The following is a 22,909-nucleotide window of genomic DNA, read 5'->3' on the forward strand; positions in this document are numbered from 1 at the left end:
GTGGGTTTTCCGGTTCCGGTTATGCGTCCGACCCGGCCCTGCGGCGCCGGGCGACGACGACGGAGCCGGCGCCGAGGACGACCGCGACACCGCCGACCAGGCCGATCACGGGCAGCGCGGAGCTGGAGCCGGTCTCGGCGAGGCTGCCGGTGGCGGACACGTCACTGACGTCCTTCAGCGGCTTGCGGCCACCCGTCTGCGGCTTGGCGTCGCCGGGCTTACCGGCGTCGGAGCCGGCGGCCAGGATGTCGAAGAAGTAGACCCAGCCGTTCGGGTCGTCGGCGACCCAGCAGCCCTGGTCGTCAGCGTACTCGGCGAGACCGCCGGTCAGACCGAGGGAGTCCGGCACCTTGCCGGAGACGCTGAGGCGCAGCTGGTACGAGACCGACTTGCCCGCGTCCAGCGAGAACGCGGTGAACGTGCCGCCCTCGCCCGCGGCGTCCGCGATCGTCTTCCAGGTGCCGGAGGACTTGTCCAGGACCTGGACCTTGATCTGTCCCGAGTAGTCCTTCGCGTCCTCCCAGCCGACGGCGGCGACGCCGATCAGCGGCTTGATGTCCTTGATCTTGGTGTCGCCGTGGTTGGTGACGTTGAAGGAGAACGGCACCCAGCCGCTTCCGGCGACGATCGTGTCGGGCAGACCGGACAGACCGCTCTTCAGGTCGGCGCTGAGCTCGGCGGTGCTGTCGCCGTTCTCGTCGACGCAGAGCTCGGCACCGCCCGGGGAGCTCTCGCTGGGGCTCGGCGACGGGGAGGTGGAGCTGCTCTGCGAGGCGGCCGGGGAGCTCGCGGGGGCGGCGGGGGTGCTCTCCGGGGCGGCGGGGGTGCTTTCCGGCGCCGCCGGGGTGGTCTCGGGGGCGGCCGGGGTGGTCTCCGGCGCCGCGGGGGTGGTCTCCGGCGCAGTGCTCTCCGGCGCCGTCGGGCTGCTCGTCGACGTCTCCGGGGTTCCGTCCGCGAACGCGACCGGAGCGGACAGCAGGGCAAGGGGAGCCAGGACGGCCGTCGCGGCCGCCACGCCCATGGCACGGCGAAGCTTCATCAAGACCTCAAGGGAGTCCAGTGTGGAGGGCTCCGCGTGTGGGGCGCGGGTTGTGGCCCTTGGTTCGTGAAGTTGGATCCGTGACCGGGGTGAATGGTTGTGTTTACCTTCACAGATTTTTTATGTGCCCTGCGTCACGTACGCTCTCCTGCTCGACACCACCGTGCCGCAACCCGTGCGCTTGTCACGCATCCCATGTCACGCTTCACAGAAAGGCGTTCGCGCCGTGGCCGACAGACCGTCCGACGAGCCGAGATCCGGATCGGGTTCCGGCGGGGAACCCTCCATACCCGACGACGTCTGGGAGAAGTTCCTCCAGGACAGCGAACGTGACCTCAGGTCCGCGCCCAAGGAGCCGTCCGCGCGGGCCCGTATGGTCACCGAGCGGCTGCGCGAGCAGGACGCGCGGGGGAAGGAGCCCGAGGGCTGGCGCACCGGGCCGGCCTGGCAGGAGATGAACGGGCGCGGGCGCAGGCGCCGCCGGGTGGGCGCGGTGTTCGCCGTGCTGCTCGCCGCCGCCGTGGCCGTCGTCGCGATGAAGCCGTCGCTGATCCCCGGCGACCCCTTCGGCTCCGGCACGTCGGACGCGGCCGCCTCGCCGCTGCCCGAGGAGACGGCGCCGCCCACCGCGCCGCCCTCCGCCGCGGACCCCCAAGTGCCCACCCTGGCCCGCCCGTTCGCGGGATCCCCGGCACAGCAGTGGGCCGACGGCGAGGCCGGCATCGTGCTGCCGAAGGCCACCGCGCTGGGCTCGATCCCCAAGGACCGGGTCGAACTGGCCCTCCAGCAGACCAGGAAGCTGCTGGTCGACGCCAACCTCAACCCGAAGGTGGTGGCCGGCGGCCGCCCCGAGGCGGCCCTCTCGGTGCTCGACCCCAAGCAGCCGAAGCTGCTGGACGACCTCGACACGGCCCTGCGCACGCCCAGCAAGCACCACGACCCGCTGTCCCTGTTCAGCCGGTTCGACCCGAAGGAGGTGAAGCCCGCAGGGAAGGTCATCAAGGTCCGCGGCCGGATCACCTTCAAGAAGGGCGACTTCGCCGGGGTCGCCGTGCACGCCGACTACACCTTCGTCTACCCGGTCGCCCCCGCCGACGGTTCCGACGAGGTCACCCGCACCATCGTGCGCCGCGTCATCGACGCCGAACTCCCCGACCCCGTGCACTACCGGGTCACCCCCGGCCGGCTGAACCTGCTGAACTACGACGAGGACGGCGGCAACACCTCCTGCGACGTCTACGACGGTTACCTGCACCCGCAGTTCCCGTCCCGGGCGCCCACCGACGGCACCACGCCGACCGGCCCGTCGGTCGACCCGTACGACCGCAGCCGCCCCATCGGCCAGGCGGACTCCTGCGGAACGCTGAGCCGCACCTAGTACCGCACGCGCGGCAGGGCGGGCACACGCCGTACCCGGCATGCGAAGGGCCCCGCGGGACTTGAGGCCGCGGGGCCCTTCTCCGTCAGCACCGACGTCAGGGCAGCGCCGGTGCCCGGGGAGCGGCGCCGGGGGGTTGCGCCGCTGGTCCTGAGTGCGCCCTGGTGGTCCCGAGTGCCCCGGGTCGCCGACCGGGCGCACAAGCGGCGCACGAATGGTCTGGACCTCTGGCACTCCGCAAGGACACGGCAATGCGGTTGTCTGCGATGGGACTTGGGGGCTTTCTAGGCATCGTGCTGGATGGACGCGCCCTCCGCAACCGTTTGACCCAGGGTTGTGCATTTTTGCAGTTTCCGCCGGTCGGCCCCGGGCGTCCCCGGAGCCGACCGTTTACTTGGGTGACCGGGCTGCTGTCCCCTGCCGTCCGGTCACGACCCTGGAACGAGGTCCCACGACGCACGGCACGACCCGTGCGTCTCATCGCTCCAGCAAGCCACGCGTGGTTCTTTCGGGCCCGCCCCTGGCTGGCGCGGACACCCCACCAACGAGGCGGTTCACGGGGCGGTCACGCGCCGTACGGGTGAGAAGGGCCCGAACTCAGATGCGACCGCGGCACAGTTCGAGCAGCGTCATCGCAAGCGGCGTCCCCGGCTTGCCCAGCGCCTCGCGGTAGCGGCCGAGGATCTCCATCTCGCGGGACAGGTGCACCCGCCGGCCGCCGGAGGCGATACGGGTCTGCTGCACGACGGCGGAGACGGCCATCCGTTCCTGGATGAGACCGATGATCCGGTCGTCGAGCGCGTCGATGCGCTCCCGGGCGTCCGCGATGGTCGCTTCCGGTGTGGTGGTCATGTCGGGCTCCTCGGTGAGGGGTGCCCCGAGTCGACAGGATCCGGAAAACACCAGGCGCCCCGGACCTTGTCGGCCCGGGGCGCCTGGGGAAGTCGCTTGTCAGTGGCTCAAGCAGCACGACCATGGCAGCCGGTGGGCCGGTTGCCATAGGTAAACGTCGAGCGCTGAAGCATGCCGGGGACTATACATCAGCCCGTTCGGCGTTTGAGGACGAGGCCCGTTCAGGGCGGAAGCGGGGTCCTGGGGGCGGCAGCCCCCAGAGGCGGCGAGGTCACCCACGCCAACCCAGTTAGACTCGGTACCACAGCCCTCGCCCAACCGCCGGAAGGCACCCCGTGTCATCAGCGACCCCAGCCGCCACCGACACCGTCCTGGTCGTCGACTTCGGCGCGCAGTACGCCCAGCTCATCGCCCGTCGCGTCCGCGAGGCCCGGGTCTACAGCGAGATCGTGCCGAGCACCATGCCGGTCGCGGAGATGCTCGCCAGGAACCCGGCGGCGATCATCCTCTCCGGCGGCCCCTCGTCCGTGTACGAGGAGGGCGCCCCCCGCCTGGACCGCGAGCTCTTCGAGGCCGGCGTCCCCGTTTTCGGCATGTGCTACGGCTTCCAGCTGATGGCCCAGGCCCTCGGCGGCACGGTCGACAACACCGGCGCCCGCGAGTACGGCCGCACCGACCTGCACGTGTCCAAGGCGTCCTCCACCCTCTTCGAGGGCACCCCCGCCGAGCAGCACGTGTGGATGTCCCACGGCGACGCCTGCTCCGCCGCCCCCGAGGGCTTCGTCGTCACGGCCTCCACGGACGTCGTCCCGGTCGCCGCCTTCGAGAACGACGAGAAGAAGCTCTACGGCGTCCAGTACCACCCCGAGGTCATGCATTCCACGCACGGCCAGCAGGTCCTGGAGCACTTCCTGTACCGGGGCGCGGGCCTGAGCCCCGACTGGACCACCGGGAACGTCATCGAGGAGCAGGTCGCGGCCATCCGCGAGCAGGTCGGCGACAAGCGCGCCATCTGCGGTCTGTCCGGCGGCGTGGACTCCGCCGTGGCCGCCGCCCTCGTGGCGCGCGCCATCGGCGACCAGCTGACTTGCGTCTATGTCGACCACGGTTTGATGCGCAAGGGCGAGACCGAGCAGGTCGAGAAGGACTTCGTGGCCGCGACCGGCGTCAAGCTGGTCGTCGTCGACGCGGAGGAGCGCTTCCTGACCGCGCTCAAGGGTGTGTCCGACCCCGAGGAGAAGCGGAAGATCATCGGCCGCGAGTTCATCCGGGTCTTCGAGCAGGCCCAGGCGGAGATCATCGCGGACGAGGGCCCGGCGGTGGAGTTCCTGGTCCAGGGCACCCTCTACCCGGACGTCGTCGAGTCCGGCGGCGGCACCGGCACCGCCAACATCAAGTCCCACCACAACGTCGGCGGCCTGCCCGAGGACCTCGAGTTCCAGCTCATCGAGCCGCTGCGCAAGCTGTTCAAGGACGAGGTCCGGATGGTCGGCCAGGAGCTGGGCCTGCCGGAGGAGATCGTCCAGCGCCAGCCGTTCCCGGGCCCCGGCCTCGGCATCCGCATCGTCGGCGAGGTGACCAAGGAGCGGCTCGACCTGCTCCGGGACGCCGACGCCATCGCCCGCGAGGAACTGACCGCGGCCGGCCTCGACCGGGACATCTGGCAGTGCCCGGTGGTGCTGCTCGCGGACGTCCGCTCGGTCGGCGTCCAGGGCGACGGCCGCACCTACGGCCACCCGATCGTGCTGCGCCCGGTGTCCTCCGAGGACGCCATGACGGCCGACTGGTCCCGTCTGCCGTACGACGTCCTCGCGAAGATCTCGACGCGGATCACCAACGAGGTGCGCGACGTCAACCGGGTCGTCCTGGACGTCACCTCGAAGCCGCCGGGCACGATCGAGTGGGAGTAGGCCCCCGCACGCGGACGATCAGGTGCGCTTGATCGTCCGCAGGGGTTCACCGGGCTTCCAGACCTGGACGACCAGGTACGTGTCGTCCTCGACGTAGGTCCGCACGACCTCCGTCAGCTCGGTGCGGAAGAGGTGGAACGGCTCCGGCGGTTCCACCTCTTCGCCGTATGCGGCCTTCGCCGCGGGATCCTCGACCTCGACCGCCCGCCCGGCGATCCGCACGTCGCCCCCGCCCATGGTCTGCCCCTCGCCGGGGTTCGCCTGGAGCGCGAACCGCGCGTCGCGGCGCAGATCGAGGGCCTTCAGCGAGTCCGGCATCATGCCGAGCCACAGCTCACCCTGGAGGAAACGGACCTCGAGACCGGTCGTACGCGGGGAACCGTCCTGCCGGAGCGTGGCCAGGACATGATGGGTGAAGGCTCCGAAGCGCTCCTCGGCGGTCTTCGCGAACTCGGGTTCGGCGGCGCTGAAAGCCGCCCAGTTCCATGCCATACGACCCAGGGTGCCGCCGATACCGGACATCTTCTGTCGTGTATCGGCTGCGCGCGTCATCTTTACAAAACAGCTCTGTTCTCCTGCGCTGACCGAGGGTAACTTCCGCCTCGTCAAGCAACCCAGTGCCGGAGGACCACATGCCCGGGCCGACCCCACCGACTCCGCTGCCCAGCGATCGGCTGCGCTTCGCCATGCCGCCGATGCACGACTCGGTCGACGACGAGCGCAGGCACCGGAAGGAGCGGCTCGCGGGCGCGCTGCGGATCTTCGGCCGGTACGGGTTCGAGGACGGCGTTTCCGGCCACATCACCGCGCGCGACCCGGAGTACAGCGACTGCTTCTGGGTCAATCCGTTCGGTATGCCGTTCAAGCACGTCACGGTGAGCGACCTGGTCCTCGCCAACTCCGACGGGCAGGTCATCGAGGGCCGCTACCACGTCAACCAGGCCGCCTTCACCGTGCACGCCCAGGTGCACGCGGCCCGCCCGGACGTCGTCGCCGTCGCCCACTGCCACTCGGTGAACGGCCGTGCCCTGTCCGCGCTCGGCGAGCTCCTGGACCCGATCACCCAGGAGAGCTGCGCCTTCTACGAGGACCACGCCCTCTACGACGCCTACACCGGCGTCGCCGTCGACGCCGAGGAGGGCCGCCGCATCGCCTCCGCGCTCGGCACCCGCAAGGCGCTCGTGCTGCGCAACCACGGCCTGCTCACGGTCGGCGACTCGGTGGACGCGGCGGCCTGGTGGTTCCTGTCCATGGAACGCTCCGCGCAGGTCCAGCTGACCGCCAAGGCGGCCGGCCGCCCCCTCCTCATCGACCACCGGCTCGCGGTCGCGACCCGCGAACAACTCGGCGGCGACCTGGTCGCCTGGATCAACTACCAGCCCCTGTGGCAGGACATCAGCCGCAGCGAACCGGACCTGCTGTCGTAGGGGGGTGTCGCGGGCCTTCAGAAACCGCGCAGCACCGCCGCCTTGGTCATCGCGAACTCCTCGTCCGTGAGCACCCCGTCCCGGTGCAGCTCGCCCAACTCCCGCAACCTGCGCAGCAGTACGTCGTGGTGGTCGGCCGGCGGCGGGACGGCGCCGGTGGGGCGGCGGCCGGCGAGCTCGCCGCCGCCCCGGGTGGACGGATGCGGCAGTCGCGCGGTGACCGCGGTGGCGACCAGCGCGGTCAGCAGATCGCGCCGCGCGCTGCCCCACAGGTCCAGGGCGTACGGGTCCTTCTCCGGCGGCAGTTTGGAGAACACCGTCTCCCGGGTCACGAACCGCAGAAAGCCGTCCTCGTAACCGGAGTTGGGCAGCCACTCCACCTGCACCACATCGCCGACGGCCATGATCCGCGGCCCCGTCGCCCGCTTGACCCGGTCCGAGGTGTCGGCCCAGTCGAGGCGCACCTGGGTGCCGTCGAAGGAGACCGTGCCGTCGGAGGAACGGACCGAGACCGGCACCGGCGGACCCGGCAGCAGATACGCCTTGGTCGGCTCCTTGGGGATCTGCTCCAGCAGGAGCGCCTGCCGGATCTCCTCCGCCACGTACTCCGCGACCCCGGAACGGTCCACGTCCACCAGCAGCCGGTACGGATCCGCCGCGTCCGGCAGCCGCCCACCGGTCGCCTGCAGCAACGGATCCGCCCCCTCGCGCAGCCGCATCCGCAGCCGCCCCCGCTTGCGCTCGGGCTCGAAGACCACACCCGCGATCGCCTCGAGGGGTACGGCGACCTCCCCGTACGTCTGCCGGAACAGCGGCACGGAGCGGTGCAGGCCCGGCGTGATCCTGACCGTGGTGCCGTCGAAGGCCCAGGTCCCGTCGCGCTGGATGATCTCGGCCATAGGGAAATTCTCGCAGCCGGGTCAACACGGCGGCCCCCGCTTCACCCACGCTGACCAGACCTGGCCGACGAGGAGGGGGTGGCGTAGGGCACAATTCGCTGGCATCACAGGGGAGTTGCAGGACGGCGGCCGACCCCCGGACGGGGGCCGCCGGTCGATGGGATCGTGCGGAAGGCGGGCGTCGGGCGTGGCGGTGCAGGAGGCGAGAGGCGGGGCGGACATGGGCGCGCCGGGAGGGGCGCACGCGGGTGGCTGCACCTGCGGAGACTGCCCGCACGGGGCGCGCGAGGGACATCGGCGGGCGGTCGCCGAGTTCCTGCTGATGCGCGACGGGTTCGCGGCCGGACAGGGGGTGCCCGCCGCGGTCGCCCACTCCGCGCAGGCATCCCGCCAGTGGGTGTCGGAGGAGCTCAGCCAGTCCGCGGAACTGGTCGCCGAACGCGGCCGCGCCGAGGGCGAGGCCTGGCTGGCCCGGCTGTGGCTCCGTACGACCATCACCGTGTGGGCCCTGGTGCTGGTGTTGCTGCTGGTGCAGTCCCTGACGGCGATCGGCGCGGGATGGACGGCGGCGCGCACGGCCGGACTGCTGGCGGCGCTGCTGACCGCCGGTGTGCTCACGGCCGCCTCCTGGTTCCACCGCGCCCGGGGCGGCGCGCTGGCCCCGGTCATCGGCGAGGACAACCGTCTCTCCACCTCCCGCACGGTGGCCGCGGCCTGGGTCCTCCTCGTCGCCTTCGCTGTCCTGGTGCTGGTGGGCCGCCTGGCCGCCGCCTCCGACCACGCGGAACGGGACGCGCTGATCTCCGGCCTCGAACTCGCCCGCGCCGCCGGTGTGGTGACCGTGCTGGCGGTGGTCTGCGGGATCGCGGTCCTGGTGCGCCGCGTGGTCGGACTGCGCGTCCTCGCCCAACGCCTGCAGAAGGTACGGGCGCACCGGCCCAGGGCCGCCGACCTGCTCACCGACGACGCGGGCCGCGGCAGCTTCGCCGACATCCAGTACGTCGTCATCAGCACCGTCGCCGTGCTGTTCGCCGCGGTACGGCTCGCCCGGCGCCCCGACCAGCTGCCCGACCTGCCCTGGGGACTGGCCGTGGTGGTGCTGGTCTCGGCGGCGACCTATCTGGCCGGCAAGTACGCCGAGGGCGGCCGCCCGGTGATCCTCTCCGTCGTCCGCGCCCGGGAGGCCGGCGACCTGGACGCCCCGATCCGCACCGGCGACGACATCGAGATCCGCGGCGCCGGTTTCGTGCCCCCGGGCGCCCAGGGCGCCGACCGGCTGTCGCGCATGGTCGTCCGCATCGGCCCGGTCAACGTCCACGTCCCCCTCGTCCCGGTGAGCGGCGGCTTCAGCAACCCGACCGACGCGGTCCTCACCGTCCCGGTACCGGCGGACGTGGAACCGGGCCGGGTCGAGGTGCAGGTCGTCACGGCCGCGGGGGTGGAGACGAACCGGTACGCGGTCGACGTGACCGAGTGATTCATGTGACGCCGTGAGGGGAACGGCACTTGTCGACGCGGACGCGCTGTTCGATCCCGCGCACTCCGTCAGAAATCGGCACGAACACATTGAGCGCCCGGCCCCCGACGTACGTACCGTTTTTCAAGGGGCCCCGGCACACGGGCGAGAGGCGACAGTGATGACTCACGGCATACGCACGGACACGCACACCCCCTATCTCGACGGCGACCGGAACTGGCGCGACAGCGCCACCCGCTACGCCCTCCTTCCACTCCGGATCTTCCTCGGCGTCACCTTCATCTACGCCGGCCTGGACAAGATCACCAACAGCGCCTTCATGAAATCCTCCGGCGCGGGTTCCATCGGTGACACCATGCGGTCCGTTCGCGACTCGTCCGCCATTCCGGCCCTGGTCGACCTGGCGCTGAAGAACCCGACCGGTTTCGGCTACGCCATCGCCTTCGGCGAGTTGGCCGTCGGCATCGGCACCCTGATCGGCCTGCTCGCCCGCCTCGCCGCCCTCGGCGGAGCACTGATCTCGCTCAGCCTGTGGCTGACGGTGAGCTGGGCGTCGGACCCGTACTACTACGGCAACGACCTCGCCTACCTGATGGCCTGGCTCCCCCTCGTCCTGGCGGGAGCCCCCGTCTTCTCCCTGGATGCCGCACTCCGAGCGCGGCGAACACGGGCGGGAGGTTACCGGTAGCTCCTGGTCGGCGGGGGCTACCGGTGGCGGAGCGCCGACCCGTACGGGGTTGACGCTCCGTCAGGCATGCGCGGCCGGCTCCCTGTCGGCACCGTCCCGCCGAGCCGTCACCGCCCGTCGCCGGCGTATCCCGCGGCTGACCATCCCCACCACACCGGCGAGGAACAGTCCGACGGTGACGACGGGTATCACCGCGAACCAGGGCGTCTCCCACCACCCGCCCGCGTCACCGGCGTACATCGCCCCCGCGAGCGTGAGGAAGACACCGGCGACCAGCCTTCCCGGCTGGAACTCATGACGCAGCACGGGACACCTCCGCCTGTCCGACGTCGACCCGGAGATCGAGGTCGATCGTGCCGCCCTTCCCGGCACCCGGGGCCGGTGTCAGGGTGACGTCCTTGTGCTTGCCCGGCTCCACGTCCACGTCCCTCTTCTCGTCGCCCGGCAACTGGATGTCGCCCACCCCCACGTCGATGCTCAGCCTCACGGTCGCGTCCTTCGGCACGACGACCTTCAACTGGCCCGCCCCCACCTCGGCCTCCGTCGTCACCGTCCGCCCCTCGGGCACCCGTAGCCGGCTCAGATCCAGAGTCCCGACACCGCTCCCGAGGTGGTACGACGTCCCGACGTCGGCCACCGCGGCCGGCTGCCAGGTCGTGCGTGTCCAGTGCGTACTGATGTCCTTGGGCAGGGCGGCCGACGCGGCGAGCAGCGCCGCCGTCACGACGGCCAGGAAGACCGAGCCGGCTCCCGTGCGTCCCAGGAACGCGCTGAGCGCGATGCCCAGGCCGAAGACGAGCAGCGCGCAGGCGAGGCCGGTCTGCAGGCTGGTGCCCAGGGCGTGGTCGTGCCAGGTCGTGCCGGTGCCGATGCCGCCGGCCACGAGAGCGAGGAGGAAGATCCAGCCGCCGATCCAGCGGGGGCCGCGCGGCCTGGGTGCCGCCGGGCGCGGGGTCTGCGGGCTCGGGTGGGCGGTCCAGGGGGTGCCGAGGCTGATGTCGACCGCCGCGGCGATGTCTCGGTCGCGGGAGTCGCGGGGGCCCCAGAGATAGCCGGTGCCGCCGACGTGCGTGCCGTCCTTGACGATCGGGTCGCGCCACCAGGAGGGGTAGGCGGCGGGAGCCGGCGGCGCCTTCGCCTCCGGCGGGGCGTCCGCGACGGCCTGGGCGGCCAGCGGGTCGGGGTCGGGTGCGCCGCGCCGGCGCGACCAGTACCCGGCGCCGGCGAGGAGCAGGGAGAGGACCACGGCGAAGGCCAGCACCCCGCCGTTCCTCAGCATGGTCAGGAACACTCCGCAGCCGACCAGCGCGAACAGTACGGCGGCCAGCGCCTGTCCGTCGACGCGGCCGGTCAGCAGCTTGCGGACCTCGTTCTCCTCGTCGTCCTCGAACGGGACGAGGAGCCAGACGAAGCCGTAGAAGATCAGACCGATACCGCCGGTCGCGGAGAGCACGGCGAGGGTGATCCGGAAGATCACCGGGTCCATGTCGCACTGCCGCCCGAGCCCGGAACAGACCCCGGCGAGCATCTTGAACTGCCGGTCCCGGCGGAACTTCTCGGGGGCGGCGGCTTGGTCACCACCGACGGCTCCGGCCTCCCCGCCCACGGCTCCCGCCTCGCGTGAGTCGGTCTTGGCTTCCGTGCTCTCCGCGTCCCCGATCTCTCGTGCTCCAGCAGCCGCTCCCGCGCTCCCCTGTTTCCACGCGCCCGCGCCCGCCTGCCCGGGCGCCCCCGCGGGTGCGTGCGTGCCCGCGTCGGGCGGGGTGCCGGGCCCCGGACCCGTCGCGGCGTGCTGGTGATCTGTCATGTGTCCATGGTGACGGCCGGGCGCCCCCGACGGGAGTCGGGACGACCCTGGCCGGACCCTGATATCGCCCCTGAGCCGGCGCCCGGGAAGCGTTCGACGGGCCGGGAGGGCGAGGACGGCGAAGATCAGGGGAGTCTCGGGGGTCGACCCTGATGCCCGGCTCCGCCGACCGTGTGAGTATCGATGCCATGCCGGAAGCCGCTGCAGCGCCCCTTGTCGAACCGCGGCCGCCGCGCAAGCTCTACCGCAGCAGCGACGGACGCTGGCTCGGTGGTGTGGCGCGGGGGCTCGCCGGGCATCTGGGGCTGCCCGTGGTCTGGGTGCGGCTCGTCTTCGTCGGCCTGTTCATGGCCGACGGCCTCGGCGCGCTGCTGTACGCCGCGTTCTGGTTCTTCGTACCGCTCGGCGTCGGCGGCGTCGGCGGGCAGCGGCCCCCGTCGCTCGTCGGGACCGAGACCTCGCCCGACGGCCGTCGCAGACTCGTCGCCCGCAAGCCGGACCGGGGCCAGATCGTCGCCCTGCTCCTCATGGTCGTGGTGGCCCTGGTGTTCGTGGGCAACGTCAATCTGAGCGGCGGCGCCAAGGCCTACCTGTGGCCGGCCGTCCTCGTCGGCGCGGGCGTCGCCCTCGTCTGGCGCCAGGCGGACAACGCCCGCCGGGCCCGCTGGGTCGAGGTCGGCAGCCGCCGCCGTACCCTCACCCTGCTGCGCGCGGCGGGTGGTGTCCTCCTCGTCACGGCGGGCGTCTCCGGCGTCTTCGTCCTGCAGGGCTCCGCCGCCCATCTCGGCTCGGTCCTCCAGGCCGCGCTCGCGGTGCTGGTCGGGATAACGCTCCTCGCGGGGCCGTACCTCGTCCGTATGACCCAGGACCTCTCCGAGGAGCGCCTGATGCGCATCCGCGCCCAGGAGCGCGCCGAGGTCGCCGCCCACGTCCACGACTCCGTGCTGCACACCCTCACCCTGATCCAGCGCAACGCGGAGAACGCCGGCGAGGTGCGCCGCCTCGCCCGCGCCCAGGAGCGCGACCTGCGCACCTGGCTCTACAAACCGGAGGGCACCGGCAAGGACGAGGCCGACGAACCCGCCAACCTCGCTGACGCCGTACGGCGCAACGCGGCCGAGGTCGAGGACAAGCACGGCGTCCCCATAGAGGTCGTCGTCGTCGGCGACTGCCCGCTCGACGAGAGAATCGGCGCGCAGATGCAGGCCGCGCGCGAGGCGATGGTCAACGCCGCCAAGTACGGTGGCGAGGGCGGTGCGGTACAGGTCTACGCCGAAGTGGAGGGCAAGACGGTCTTCGTGTCGGTCAGGGACCGCGGTCCCGGCTTCGACCTCGACTCGATACCCGCCGACCGCATGGGCGTCAGAGAATCGATCATCGGCCGCATGGAGCGCCACGGCGGCACGGCGCGGCTGCGCGCGGTGCCGGACGGCGGCACGGAGGTCGAGCTGGAGATGGAGAGGGCGGAGAAGACGTCATGAGCGACCCGACCGAGGCGAACGAGCCCGTGGAGGCGACCGGCGGGAGCGCCGGCGAGCGGCACGTGCGCGTGGTCCTCGTCGACGACCACCGTATGTTCCGTACCGGTGTGCAGGCCGAGATCGGCCGGACCGACGAGACCGGCGTCGAGGTCGTCGGCGAGGCCGCGGACGTCGACCAGGCAGTCACCGTCATCACCGCGACCCGGCCCGAGGTGGTCCTCCTCGACGTCCATCTGCCGGGCGGCGGCGGGGTGGAAGTGCTGCGCCGCTGCGCCGCGTTGATGGCCGACGCCGAGCAGCCGGTGCGTTTCCTCGCCCTGTCCGTGTCGGACGCGGCGGAGGACGTGATCGGGGTGATCCGCGGCGGCGCCCGCGGCTACGTCACCAAGACGATCACCGGCACCGACCTCGTGAACTCCATCTTCCGCGTCCAGGAGGGCGACGCCGTCTTCTCGCCGCGTCTGGCCGGCTTCGTCCTGGACGCCTTCGCCTCCACCGACGCCCCGCCGGTCGACGAGGACCTGGACCGCCTCACCCAGCGCGAGCGCGAGGTGCTGCGCCTGATCGCCCGCGGGTACGCCTACAAGGAGATCGCCAAGCAGCTGTTCATCTCGGTGAAGACGGTCGAGTCCCATGTCTCGGCGGTCCTCAGGAAGTTGCAGCTGTCCAACCGGCACGAGCTGACCCGATGGGCGACGGCACGCCGGCTGGTGTGAGCCTCACACCACACGCGCTCACACCACGCGCGTGGCGCCCGCGAACGGCATCTCGTCGACCGGGGCGATCTTCACCGGCTCCGAGGGGTTCGGGGCGTGGATCATCCGGCCGTTGCCGATGTAGATACCGACATGGCTGATGCCGGAGTAGAAGAACACCAGGTCGCCCGGGAGGAGTTCGGAGCGCGACACGCGGTGGCCCGCGTCGATCTGGGCGTAGGTGGTGCGGGGAAGGGAGAGGCCCGCGGAGCGGTAGGCGGCCTGGACGAGGCCCGAGCAGTCGAAGGCGCCGGGGCCGGTCGCGCCCCACACATAGGGGCTGCCGAGCTTGGAGTAGGCGTACGAGACGGCCGCCGCGGCCCGGGAGTCCGGAGCCTGGGCGGTCGCGGAACCGGGAGCGTCCAGACCGACCCGCACGTCCGAGCCGGACCGTGACGCACGCGTGCCCCCGTCCGCTCCGATCCGGGAGCGTTCCTCGGCCGGCAGCGTGTCCAGCAGTCGCCGTGCCGCGGCCAGCTTCCCGGTGATCGTCTTCTTCTGGCGCCGCAGCTCCGCCTGGCGTGACTTCAGCGCGGTCAGCTCCACGCGCGCGGCTCCGCGCAACCGCTCGATGTCCAGCAGCTGTCTGCGGACGTCCGCCACGGCCGCCGCCTGCCGGGTGCCCGCCCGGTCGACGAACTCGGCCCCGTCGAGGTACCGGTCGGGGTCGTCGGACAGCGCGAGCTGCACCGCCGGGTCGATGCCGCCGGCCCGGTACTGTGCCGCGGCCATCGAACCCAGCGCGTCCCGGGCCGAGTTGAGCTTGTCCGTCTTGCGCGCCGCCTGGTCCCGCAGCGCCGACAGCCGCTTCTCGGCCGCGTCCGCCTTCTCCTTCGCCCCGTCGTACTTCTCCGTGGCGGTCTCCGCCTCCTGGTACAGCTTGTCCACCTTCGCCTTGACCTGCGCCGGCGTCAGCTTCGGCTCGGCGTGTCCGGTCCCGTCGAAGGCCGTGGCGGTGGCCGCGCCCGCGAGGGCGATGGTGAACGCGGTACGGGCCGTGTTGCCGCCGAGCGAACGCCGACTGGGCTTGCGGTGCGCTGCCACGTGGACTGCACGTCCTTTCGTACGACCGCCCCGTACCGAGGCGGCTTACGCGTCCGGCGACGGCCCGCACAGGGGGAACGGCCCGCCGCCGGACCTTCTCGGCGGTGGTGGCCGACTGCCGCCCCTGGCCCGGGCGGCGGTGGGGAGCCGGTCACCTGGGGGAGGACGCTAAACCTGATGGTGTCGGCGGGGTAACGCCTTGTGCGGAACTGCCGCGAGCGGACCGGCGGGTGACCGGATACGACCGTGACGGCGATCCGGGACCGTCGACTTCGCGCAGGACGCTGACCGAAGTGACGGTTTCGGGACACCTGTGGGCGGCATGGTGCTATGGGCCGCATATATGCAGGATCGGGTCAGGGGAGGCGGGCCGGTGTCGGACGCCCCATGCGCCCCTGTTTAAGCTCCGGCCTCATGGACGTACTCATCCACCTCTTCGTCGGCCTGCACATCGTCGGCATCGCCGCGCTCCTCGGTGGCTTCCTCACCCAGCTGAAGGCGATGGGCCGCGGTGAGGCCCGCTTCGTCCCGGGGATGCTGCACGGCGCGCTGACGATGCTGGTCACCGGCGCGATCCTGGTCGGGCTCAACCAGGCCGACGACCATCACGTCAACAACATCAAGATTGGCATCAAGCTGGCGCTGCTGGTCGTGATCCTCGGCCTGGTCTATGTGAAGCGGGACGAGGAGAAGGTGGACAAGAGCCTGTTCGGGCTGGTCGGCGCCCTTACCACGGTGAACATCTTCATCGCGGTGCTGTGGACCTGAGGCCTGCGAGGGCGGCCGCGAGAGCCTGAGCGGCGACCGCCAGGCACGCGGCCACCGCGATCCACAGCAACACCTGTCCCGGCCCCGTGAGCCACGGCACGTGCAGGGCGGCGGCGACCGACAGGACGGCCGTCGCCGTCATCCCCATCGGGAACACGGTCGCCCAGCGGCGCACGTCGTAGGCGGGCCGCGGCCGCAGCACCTCTGCGACGAGCAGTACGGCGTACCAGGCCGCGTCCAGCGCGAGCAGCGCGAAGGTGACGGAGCGCAGGACACCGCGGTCGTCGCCGCTCCACAGATACAGGGACGCGCTGTCCGCGGCCACGAGTCTCGCGCCGGCCAGCGCCGAGATGGAGAGCGCGCCACCCGCGACCCACTGATCGCCGGCGCCCTCCACGACCTGCCGCAGGTCGAACCGGGCGAAGGCGAGACCGTAGAGGACGAGCCCGAGCCAGAACAGCACGAGCGCGGTGTGCGCGAGCCACGCCGTCGACTCCGCGGCCGCGAGCACGGCGCCGAGCACGGCGAGCCCCTGGGTGGCCACGCAGCACAGGAACACCGCGCCGGGCATGCGCCGCCGCCAGTGCCGTACGACGTCCACGAGCAGCACCGGCCACAGCACGGCCGCCAGCGCGAGCAGAGCCTCCGCGAGGGTCTGCCATCCCAGGAGCGAGAAGCGGGTGCCGAGCACGGCGGTCGCCGCGACGGCGGCGAGCGACCCGGGCGTCCTGGCCTCCGCCAGCCAACTCTCCCGGTCCCACAGCAGCCGCGCGGCGAAGTCCGCCGCCAGGTCCAGCCAGCCCCCGCAGGTCAGCACGAGGGCGATCCGCGACACCGTCTCGTGTCCCGTCAGCTGAAGCCCGACCGACAGGATCCCGGTCGCCATGACGGCGGCCCCGGCCGCGGGCGGCCGCTGCGCCCACCAGACGAGGAGAGCGGAGCGGTCGGGCACGGGGCTGCGGCTGCCGGGCATGCGGCCGATGGTAGGGAGCCCGGCCCGGCGTCCGAGAAGGGCACGCGCGCGGTCGGAAGGAAATACGCGCGGGCGCGCGGAGCGGTGGATGGGCGCGGACCGACACCTACGCGCCGAAGTGCGGCTGTGCACGACGGCACACAAACAACGCCCCACGCCTACCGCAACCGCAGCCGACCGCCCCCAGCCGCTTGCGCGCCCCGCACCCCACGGCCGGTGGCGCCCGAAGCGGCTTCGCACGCCTGTCGCGCGCTGGGTCGGCGGGCGCTCAGAGGCCGTCGCGTGCCGCGCATCCCACCGCCGGGTGGCGCGGAAGCGATGCCGCATGCTGCAGCACGTTTGGGGGCCGCGCGGAGGTGTTTGCGGGCCCCGCGCCCCACGGTCGTGCGGCGGCGCGTGAAGCGGCTTCGCACGCCTGTCGCGCGCTGGGTCGGCGGGCGCTCTGAGACCGTCGCGTGCCCACGTCCCTCCGCCGGTGGCGCGGAAGCGATGCCGCATGCTGCAGCACGTTTGGGGGCCGCGCGGAGGTGTTTGCGGGCCCCGCATCCCACGGTCGTGCGGCGGCGCGTGAAGCGGCTTCGCACGCCTGTCGCGCGCTGGGTCGGCGGGCGCTCTGAGACCGTCGCGCGCCGCGCATCTCATCGCCGGGTGGTGTGCCGAGTGCGTCGCGCGCCCGGCGGCCTCATACGGGGCGCACGAGACCGTCCGCGCGCCCCGGCCCGGCGCCTCACGCCGGGCGTACCACGCTGTGGATGATTGATTCGCCGGCGTAGTAGATGGACTCCTCGCGGACGTACGCGCCCGGCTTGGGGGCGTGGATCATCATGCCGTTGCCGATGTAGACGCCGACGTGGCTGATGTCGTCGTAGAAGAAGATCAGGTCGCCGGGCTGGGCGTCGGCGAGGGAGACGGTGGTGCCCGCGTTCACCTGGTCGTAGGTGGTGCGCGGGAGGTCCACGCCCGCGGCCTTCCAGGCGGCCTGGGTGAGGCCGGAGCAGTCGTAGGAGCCGGGACCGGTGGCGCCCCAGACGTACGGCTTGCCGATCTGCGCGCGGGCGAACGCGAGCGCCTTCGCGGCCTTGGCGGCGTAGGAGGAGTCCGTGGAGTCCGTGGTGCCGGTGTCCGAGGAGGAGGTGCCGCCCTGGGACGTGGTCCCCTCCTGGGCCTTCCGCGCCGCCGCCTGCTGCTGGGCCAGCTCCGCGGCCTTGCGCGCGGCCTCCTCCTGCTGCTTCTTCTCGATCGCCGCGAGCCGCGCCTTCTCCTCGGCCGTCAGCTTCGACAGCAGCTCGCGCGCGTCGGAGAGCTTCTTCTGGACCGTGGCCTTGGCGGTCTGCAGATCGCTCTGCGACGTGCTGAGCGTCTCGAGGCTCCGGGAGGCCTCCTCGCGCTTCTTCATCGTCGCGGACTGCTCGGTGAAGTAGTCGTCGACCGCGCTCTTCTGGCGGGCGGTCAGCCGGCCCATCAGCTGCGTCTGGTCGAAGTAGTCCTGCGGGGAGTCGGCGAGCAGGAAGGTCGCCGTGTCGGGCGCGGCGGCACCCGTCCGGTACTGCGCGGCGGCGAAGGAGCCGAGCCTGTCGCGCTCCTCGTTGAGCTTCTGGGCGCGCTTGGCGACGTCGTTGAGCAGGGAGTCGACCCGTCTGCGCTGCTTGGTGGTCTTCTCCTTGGCCGCGTTGTACTTCTCGGTGGCCGACTCCGCCTGGCGGTACAGGTCGTCGACCTTCTTCTCGACTTCCTCGAGGCTGGGGCTGCCGTCGGCCGAGGGGGCGGCGTTGGCCGACTGGGAGAGCAGGGCCACGGAGGTGAGGGCGGCCGTGGCGAGAGCGGGGGTGCGTATGCCTGCTACGCGCGTAACGGCGGGACGCGTCTTGCGGTGCGACGCCAAGACCGGCGACTCCTTCCATCGTCCGCCTACCGGGTTAGCTGTCGGGTTCGGGCGGGTGGTTCGGAAGGGTTGCCCTACGGCCCGGTCCCCGGGAGGGGGCCGGCCGATTCACCCCAAGGTCCTCGTGGGTCCCCGGCTCCGGCTGCGCGGCGGCGCCCCGGACTCGGCGGAGGCCGCACGGCCCGGCGAGGTTCGCCGGTGGGGGTCGTACGGCCCGTCCGAACGGTAGCCAACTCGTGTGGTCCGTGTGAAGGTTGATGTTCGATTTGTCCGATACATTTCCGTGACCTTTGATCAGCCCCGCCCGCCCGGCCACGTGCGGTGATGGCGCGCCACGGAGCGTGTGCGAGGTATCGGATCGGGCGATGTTCTCAGGGCGGCGGCGGGCTGTCAGTGGGGCGCCCTAGACTCGGAGAGCGATGAGCAGCCTCTTTGACGACAGCTTCCTGGCGGACCTCCAAGCCCCTCGCGGGCCCGCGGACGAACCCCCGCCGCCGCCCGAGGACGATCACGTACCGGAGCCCGTTCCGGACGATCTGTTCGGCGGGAAGTTCGACGTGCCGCCGGACCGGGACGCCTATTACCGCGACGGCGCCCCCCGCCCGGCGATCGACCCGGCGGCGCTGCTGGACGGGCTGAACGAGAACCAGCGCGCGGCCGTCGTGCACCATGGCGCCCCCCTGCTCATCGTGGCCGGTGCCGGCTCCGGCAAGACCCGTGTCCTCACCCACCGCATCGCCTACCTCCTGGCCGAGCGGAACGTGCACCCGGGCCAGGTCCTGGCGATCACCTTCACCAACAAGGCCGCCGGTGAGATGAAGGAGCGGGTCGAGCAGCTCGTCGGCCCGCGCGCGAACGCGATGTGGGTGATGACCTTCCACAGCGCGTGCGTGCGCATCCTGCGCAGGGAGAGCAAGAAGCTCGGCTTCACCTCGTCCTTCTCGATCTACGACGCCGCCGACTCCAAGCGCCTGATGGCCCTGGTCTGCCGCGACCTGGACCTCGACCCCAAGCGCTACCCGCCGAAATCCTTCAGCGCCAAGATCTCCAACCTGAAGAACGAGCTGATCGACGAGGAGGACTTCGCCGCCCAGGCCACCGACGGCTTCGAGAAGACCCTCGCCCAGGCCTACGCCCTCTACCAGTCACGGCTGCGCGAGGCGAACGCCCTCGACTTCGACGACCTGATCATGACGACGGTCAACCTGCTCCGCGCCTTCCCGGACGTCGCCGAGCACTACCGCCGCCGTTTCCGGCACGTCCTGGTCGACGAGTACCAGGACACCAACCACGCCCAGTACGCGCTCGTGCGCGAGCTGGTGGGGACGAGCGAGCACCCCGTCGACGTCCCGCCGAACGAGTACGACGTCCCGCCCGCCGAGTTGTGCGTGGTGGGTGACGCGGACCAGTCGATCTACGCCTTCCGCGGGGCGACGATCCGCAACATCCTCCAGTTCGAGGAGGACTACCCGGACGCGACGACGATCCTGTTGGAGCAGAACTACCGCTCCACCCAGACGATCCTGTCCGCGGCCAACGCGGTCATCGAGCGCAACGAGTCCCGCCGCCCCAAGAACCTGTGGACCAACGCCGGCGCGGGCGCGCGCATCACGGGCTATGTCGCCGACACCGAGCACGACGAGGCCCAGTTCGTCGCCGACGAGATAGACCGTCTCACCGACGCGGGTGACGCGAAGGCCGGGGACGTCGCCGTCTTCTACCGGACGAACGCCCAGTCCCGTGTCTTCGAAGAGGTCTTCATCCGTGTCGGCCTGCCCTACAAGGTCGTCGGGGGCGTCCGCTTCTACGAGCGCAAGGAGGTCCGGGACGTCCTGGCCTATCTGCGCGTGTTGGCCAACCCCGAGGACTCGGTGCCGTTGCGCCGCATCCTGAACGTCCCCAAGCGCGGCATCGGCGAGCGCGCCGAGGCGATGATCGACGCCCTCTCGCAGCGGGAGAAGATCAGCTTCCCGCAGGCGCTGCGCCGTGTCGACGAGGCGTACGGCATGGCCGCGCGCTCCGCCAACGCGGTCAAGAAGTTCAACACGCTGATGGAGGACCTCCGTACGATCGTCGAGTCCGGCGCGGGCCCGGCGACCGTCCTGGAGGCGGTGCTCGAACGCACCGGCTACCTCGCCGAGTTGCAGGCTTCCACCGACCCGCAGGACGAGACCCGTATCGAGAACCTCCAGGAACTCGCGGCCGTGGCCCTGGAGTTCGAGCAGGAGTCCGGTGAGGGCGAGGAGTCCCCGGGGCTCGCCGACTTCCTGGAGCGGGTCGCGCTGGTCGCCGACTCCGACCAGATCCCCGACGAGGAGGAGGACGGCTCCGGGGTCATCACCCTGATGACCCTGCACACCGCCAAGGGCCTGGAGTTCCCGGTGGTCTTCCTCACCGGCATGGAGGACGGCGTCTTCCCGCACATGCGCGCCCTCGGCCAGACCAAGGAGCTGGAGGAGGAGCGGCGGCTCGCGTACGTCGGCATCACGCGCGCGCGTGAACGGCTGTATCTGACCCGCTCCGCGCTGCGCAGCGCCTGGGGGCAGCCGTCGTACAACCCGCCCTCCCGCTTCCTGGAGGAGATCCCGGCGCAGCACGTGGACTGGAAGCGGACGGGCGCCACGTCTCCCGTCTCCTCGGGACCGGCGTCCGGCGTCGCGGCCTCCCTGTCGTCCTCCCGCTCGCGCTCGTCGGCGTCGGGGGTGCCCGGGTTCGCCACCAGCCGGACCTCCGAGAAGCCGGTGGTGTCGCTGGCGGTCGGCGACCGGGTCACCCACGACCAGTTCGGGCTCGGCACGGTCGTGGCCGTGAAGGGCACGGGCGGCAACGCGGAGGCGACGATCGACTTCGGCGACGCCAAGCCGAAGCGGCTGCTGCTGAGGTACGCGCCGGTCGAAAAGCTGTGAGGACTGAGCCCCCGACCCCTTGAATTCACCCTGATTGAATTCACCCCAAGGGCGGGGGCTCACGGGGAGAGTTGGGCGGCCTACGTCGGGTCAAGTCCGTGGCTGCGCAGCCACGGCAGGGGGTCTATCGGCGCGCCGCCGCCCGGACGCACCTCGAAGTGCAGGTGCGGGCCGGTCGAGTTGCCCGAGTTCCCGGAGTACGCGATCGGCTGGCCGGCCTTCACCGTCGTACCGGAGGCGACGCGGTAGCTGGAGAGGTGGCAGTACCACGTCTCCGTGCCGTCCTTCGCGGTCACGATCAACATGTTGCCGTAGGCGCTGTTCCACTGCGTGCGCACGGTGCCGTCGGTCGCGGCCATCACCGTGGTGCCGTAGGAGACGGGGAAGTCGATGCCGGTGTGCACGGACATCCAGTTGACGCCGGCCTGGCCGAAGTAGGCGCTGAGCCCCTTCTGGGTGACCGGCAGGACGTACTTGGGGCGCAGCCGCTCCTTGCGGGCCGCCTCCGCGGCCGCCTTCTTCTTCTCGGCCTCCTGCTGCGCCTTGAGGTCGATGCGCTCCTGCGTCCGGCTGGCCCGGTCGGCGAAGTCGTCGGCGCCGGCGGACAGGCTCCGCAGCTGCGCGTCCAGCTTGTTGTTGGCGACGGCCGCTTTCACGGTGGGCGCGTCGGAGGCGGTGGTCGAGGTGTCGTCGCCGGAGAAGGTGCCGACCGACGCGGCGGCGATCCCCGCGACCCCCATCACACACGCCGAGGGCACGGCGATGGTCAGCAGCGCGGAGCGCCTGGCGGGCGTACGGCGGCGGGAGCGCGCCGCGTTGCGGGCGGCGGTGCGTGAGGCCGGGGCGGGGGTGACCTCTTCCTGGTCGTCGAGCAGGGGCGTCACCGCGGGCGGCTCACCCGTGGCGGTCAACTCCCCCTCGTCCCCGGCGGGTTCGTCGTAGGAGCCGTGCTCGACCTGTTCGAAGAGGGCGGTCGCCTGCTGGTCGAACGGTTCGCCTTGATCGACCGGGACGTCGGAGTTCCACTGCGTCGCGTCGTACGCGCCCGTGTCGAAGGTCTGCGTGCCCCATTCCCAGTGCTGGGTCTGGTCGGCCGCGCCACCGGACTGGTCGGGCTGGAGCCAGGCGCTCGCGTCCCACTGCCCGGAGACGTCGTGGCCGGTGGCCTGCGCCGGGATCATCGAGAGATGCTGGTGTTCGCCGGTCCAGGCGGCCGTCTCGTACACGCCGGTGTCATAGGCGGCGTGGTGCTGGGCCGCGTAGGCGTCGTAGTGCGGCGTCTGGTGGTGGCCTGTCGCCCATTGGGTGCTGTCGTAGGAGCCGGTGCCGTCGTCGGGGAGGCTGCCGAAGAGCGGGTCGGCGGCGAAGGTCGTAGTGGTGTGCGCGCCGGTGTGAAAACCGTTGGCGTCGTAGCCGCCGTACGTGGTGAAGTCGCCGTACTGGGCCTCCTCGGTGCCGTACGACGCGTAGTGCGCCGAGGTGGCGTCGGAAGCCGGAGCCGGGGTGGTCATGGTCCCCGACGGGTGACGGTCGTTCACCAACTTCTCTTTCGCCTCGACAACAGGGGCTGCCAGAGCAGTGCGGCGACTGTACCCGGCGGTATGCGGGCGCGACAATCTTCAA

Annotated in this window: 19 protein-coding genes and 1 riboswitch; of the genes, 9 read left to right on the plus strand and 10 right to left on the minus strand. The window is 71.6% G+C overall.

Annotated features, from left to right (window positions below; all coding sequences use genetic code 11):
* Window positions 1–19: 19 nt before the first annotated feature.
* A complete protein-coding gene (locus tag ABZZ74_RS07675; protein WP_356762388.1) occupies window positions 20–1,039 on the minus strand; it encodes a hypothetical protein in 1,020 nt (339 codons plus the stop codon).
* Between the two features lie 226 nt (window positions 1,040–1,265).
* Here ABZZ74_RS07675 and ABZZ74_RS07680 point away from each other — a divergent pair, with 226 nt between their 5' ends.
* Complete coding sequence (locus tag ABZZ74_RS07680) at window positions 1,266–2,417, plus strand: hypothetical protein (RefSeq protein WP_356762389.1); 1,152 nt, start codon at window positions 1,266–1,268, stop codon at window positions 2,415–2,417.
* A 597-nt stretch (window positions 2,418–3,014) separates the two neighbouring features.
* On the opposite strand, the gene ABZZ74_RS07685 is transcribed toward ABZZ74_RS07680, so the two are convergent.
* A complete protein-coding gene (locus tag ABZZ74_RS07685) occupies window positions 3,015–3,269 on the minus strand; it encodes a chorismate mutase (RefSeq protein ID WP_240863518.1) in 255 nt (84 codons plus the stop codon).
* A 335-nt stretch (window positions 3,270–3,604) separates the two neighbouring features.
* On the opposite strand from ABZZ74_RS07685, the gene guaA reads away from it, so the two are divergent.
* Complete coding sequence (guaA, locus tag ABZZ74_RS07690) at window positions 3,605–5,179, plus strand: glutamine-hydrolyzing GMP synthase (RefSeq protein ID WP_356762390.1); 1,575 nt, start codon at window positions 3,605–3,607, stop codon at window positions 5,177–5,179.
* Window positions 5,180–5,197: 18 nt separating this feature from the next.
* Here the strand turns inward: guaA and ABZZ74_RS07695 are convergent, their stop codons facing one another.
* Window positions 5,198–5,671, minus strand: a complete 474-nt coding sequence (locus ABZZ74_RS07695) for a pyridoxamine 5'-phosphate oxidase family protein (protein ID WP_356762391.1) — start codon at window positions 5,669–5,671, stop codon at window positions 5,198–5,200.
* A gap of 140 nt (window positions 5,672–5,811) precedes the next feature.
* Between ABZZ74_RS07695 and ABZZ74_RS07700 the strand changes: the two genes are divergently transcribed.
* Window positions 5,812–6,606, plus strand: coding sequence for a class II aldolase/adducin family protein (locus ABZZ74_RS07700; RefSeq protein ID WP_356762392.1), 795 nt, complete (start codon window positions 5,812–5,814; stop codon window positions 6,604–6,606).
* A gap of 17 nt (window positions 6,607–6,623) precedes the next feature.
* Here ABZZ74_RS07700 and ABZZ74_RS07705 read toward each other — a convergent pair whose 3' ends face one another.
* Window positions 6,624–7,505 carry a DUF4429 domain-containing protein gene (locus ABZZ74_RS07705; RefSeq protein ID WP_356762393.1) on the minus strand — a complete coding sequence of 294 codons (882 nt, stop codon included), beginning with the start codon at window positions 7,503–7,505 and terminating at the stop codon, window positions 6,624–6,626.
* A gap of 187 nt (window positions 7,506–7,692) precedes the next feature.
* Here ABZZ74_RS07705 and ABZZ74_RS07710 point away from each other — a divergent pair, with 187 nt between their 5' ends.
* Entirely contained in the window at window positions 7,693–8,982 is a 1,290-nt protein-coding gene (locus tag ABZZ74_RS07710) for a hypothetical protein (RefSeq protein ID WP_356762394.1), read from the plus strand.
* Window positions 8,983–9,142: 160 nt separating this feature from the next.
* Window positions 9,143–9,670 carry a DoxX family protein gene (locus ABZZ74_RS07715; RefSeq protein WP_356762395.1) on the plus strand — a complete coding sequence of 176 codons (528 nt, stop codon included), beginning with the start codon at window positions 9,143–9,145 and terminating at the stop codon, window positions 9,668–9,670.
* 60 nt (window positions 9,671–9,730) lie between these two features.
* Here ABZZ74_RS07715 and ABZZ74_RS07720 read toward each other — a convergent pair whose 3' ends face one another.
* Both ABZZ74_RS07720 and ABZZ74_RS07725 read right to left on the minus strand, forming a co-directional pair.
* Window positions 9,731–9,976 (minus strand): hypothetical protein, encoded by a 246-nt coding sequence (locus tag ABZZ74_RS07720; protein ID WP_356762396.1) that lies wholly within the window; start codon window positions 9,974–9,976, stop codon window positions 9,731–9,733.
* Complete coding sequence (locus ABZZ74_RS07725) at window positions 9,963–11,477, minus strand: PspC domain-containing protein (protein ID WP_356762397.1); 1,515 nt, start codon at window positions 11,475–11,477, stop codon at window positions 9,963–9,965. Before ABZZ74_RS07725 ends, ABZZ74_RS07720 begins: the two co-directional genes overlap by 14 nt.
* 188 nt (window positions 11,478–11,665) lie before the next feature.
* On the opposite strand from ABZZ74_RS07725, the gene ABZZ74_RS07730 reads away from it, so the two are divergent.
* Both ABZZ74_RS07730 and ABZZ74_RS07735 read left to right on the plus strand, forming a co-directional pair.
* Window positions 11,666–12,958, plus strand: a complete 1,293-nt coding sequence (locus ABZZ74_RS07730; protein WP_356762398.1) for a PspC domain-containing protein — start codon at window positions 11,666–11,668, stop codon at window positions 12,956–12,958.
* Window positions 12,955–13,674 (plus strand): response regulator transcription factor, encoded by a 720-nt coding sequence (locus ABZZ74_RS07735; RefSeq protein WP_356762399.1) that lies wholly within the window; start codon window positions 12,955–12,957, stop codon window positions 13,672–13,674. Before ABZZ74_RS07730 ends, ABZZ74_RS07735 begins: the two co-directional genes overlap by 4 nt.
* Window positions 13,675–13,692: 18 nt before the next feature.
* Here the strand turns inward: ABZZ74_RS07735 and ABZZ74_RS07740 are convergent, their stop codons facing one another.
* The gene (locus tag ABZZ74_RS07740) at window positions 13,693–14,757 is read right to left on the minus strand and encodes an NlpC/P60 family protein (protein ID WP_356762400.1); all 1,065 of its coding nucleotides are present in this window, start codon (window positions 14,755–14,757) and stop codon (window positions 13,693–13,695) included.
* 414 nt (window positions 14,758–15,171) lie between these two features.
* On the opposite strand from ABZZ74_RS07740, the gene ABZZ74_RS07745 reads away from it, so the two are divergent.
* Window positions 15,172–15,525 (plus strand): hypothetical protein, encoded by a 354-nt coding sequence (locus tag ABZZ74_RS07745; RefSeq protein ID WP_240863530.1) that lies wholly within the window; start codon window positions 15,172–15,174, stop codon window positions 15,523–15,525.
* Here ABZZ74_RS07745 and ABZZ74_RS07750 read toward each other — a convergent pair.
* Both ABZZ74_RS07750 and ABZZ74_RS07755 read right to left on the minus strand, forming a co-directional pair.
* The gene (locus ABZZ74_RS07750; RefSeq protein ID WP_356762401.1) at window positions 15,503–16,498 is read right to left on the minus strand and encodes a tellurite resistance/C4-dicarboxylate transporter family protein; all 996 of its coding nucleotides are present in this window, start codon (window positions 16,496–16,498) and stop codon (window positions 15,503–15,505) included. The two genes, ABZZ74_RS07745 and ABZZ74_RS07750, sit on opposite strands and share 23 nt — an antisense overlap.
* A 727-nt stretch (window positions 16,499–17,225) precedes the next feature.
* The gene (locus ABZZ74_RS07755) at window positions 17,226–18,380 is read right to left on the minus strand and encodes an NlpC/P60 family protein (protein WP_356762402.1); all 1,155 of its coding nucleotides are present in this window, start codon (window positions 18,378–18,380) and stop codon (window positions 17,226–17,228) included.
* Window positions 18,381–18,387: 7 nt separating this feature from the next.
* Window positions 18,388–18,559, minus strand: a riboswitch (cyclic di-AMP (ydaO/yuaA leader).
* 240 nt (window positions 18,560–18,799) lie between these two features.
* Here ABZZ74_RS07755 and pcrA point away from each other — a divergent pair.
* The gene (gene pcrA, locus ABZZ74_RS07760; RefSeq protein WP_356762403.1) at window positions 18,800–21,286 is read left to right on the plus strand and encodes a DNA helicase PcrA; all 2,487 of its coding nucleotides are present in this window, start codon (window positions 18,800–18,802) and stop codon (window positions 21,284–21,286) included.
* A gap of 80 nt (window positions 21,287–21,366) precedes the next feature.
* Here the strand turns inward: pcrA and ABZZ74_RS07765 are convergent, their stop codons facing one another.
* Window positions 21,367–22,824, minus strand: coding sequence for a M23 family metallopeptidase (locus ABZZ74_RS07765; protein ID WP_356762405.1), 1,458 nt, complete (start codon window positions 22,822–22,824; stop codon window positions 21,367–21,369).
* Window positions 22,825–22,909: the final 85 nt, after the last annotated feature.

It is taken from the genome of Streptomyces sp. NPDC006476 (assembly GCF_040612015.1).
Lineage (GTDB): Bacteria > Actinomycetota > Actinomycetes > Streptomycetales > Streptomycetaceae > Streptomyces > Streptomyces griseorubiginosus_B.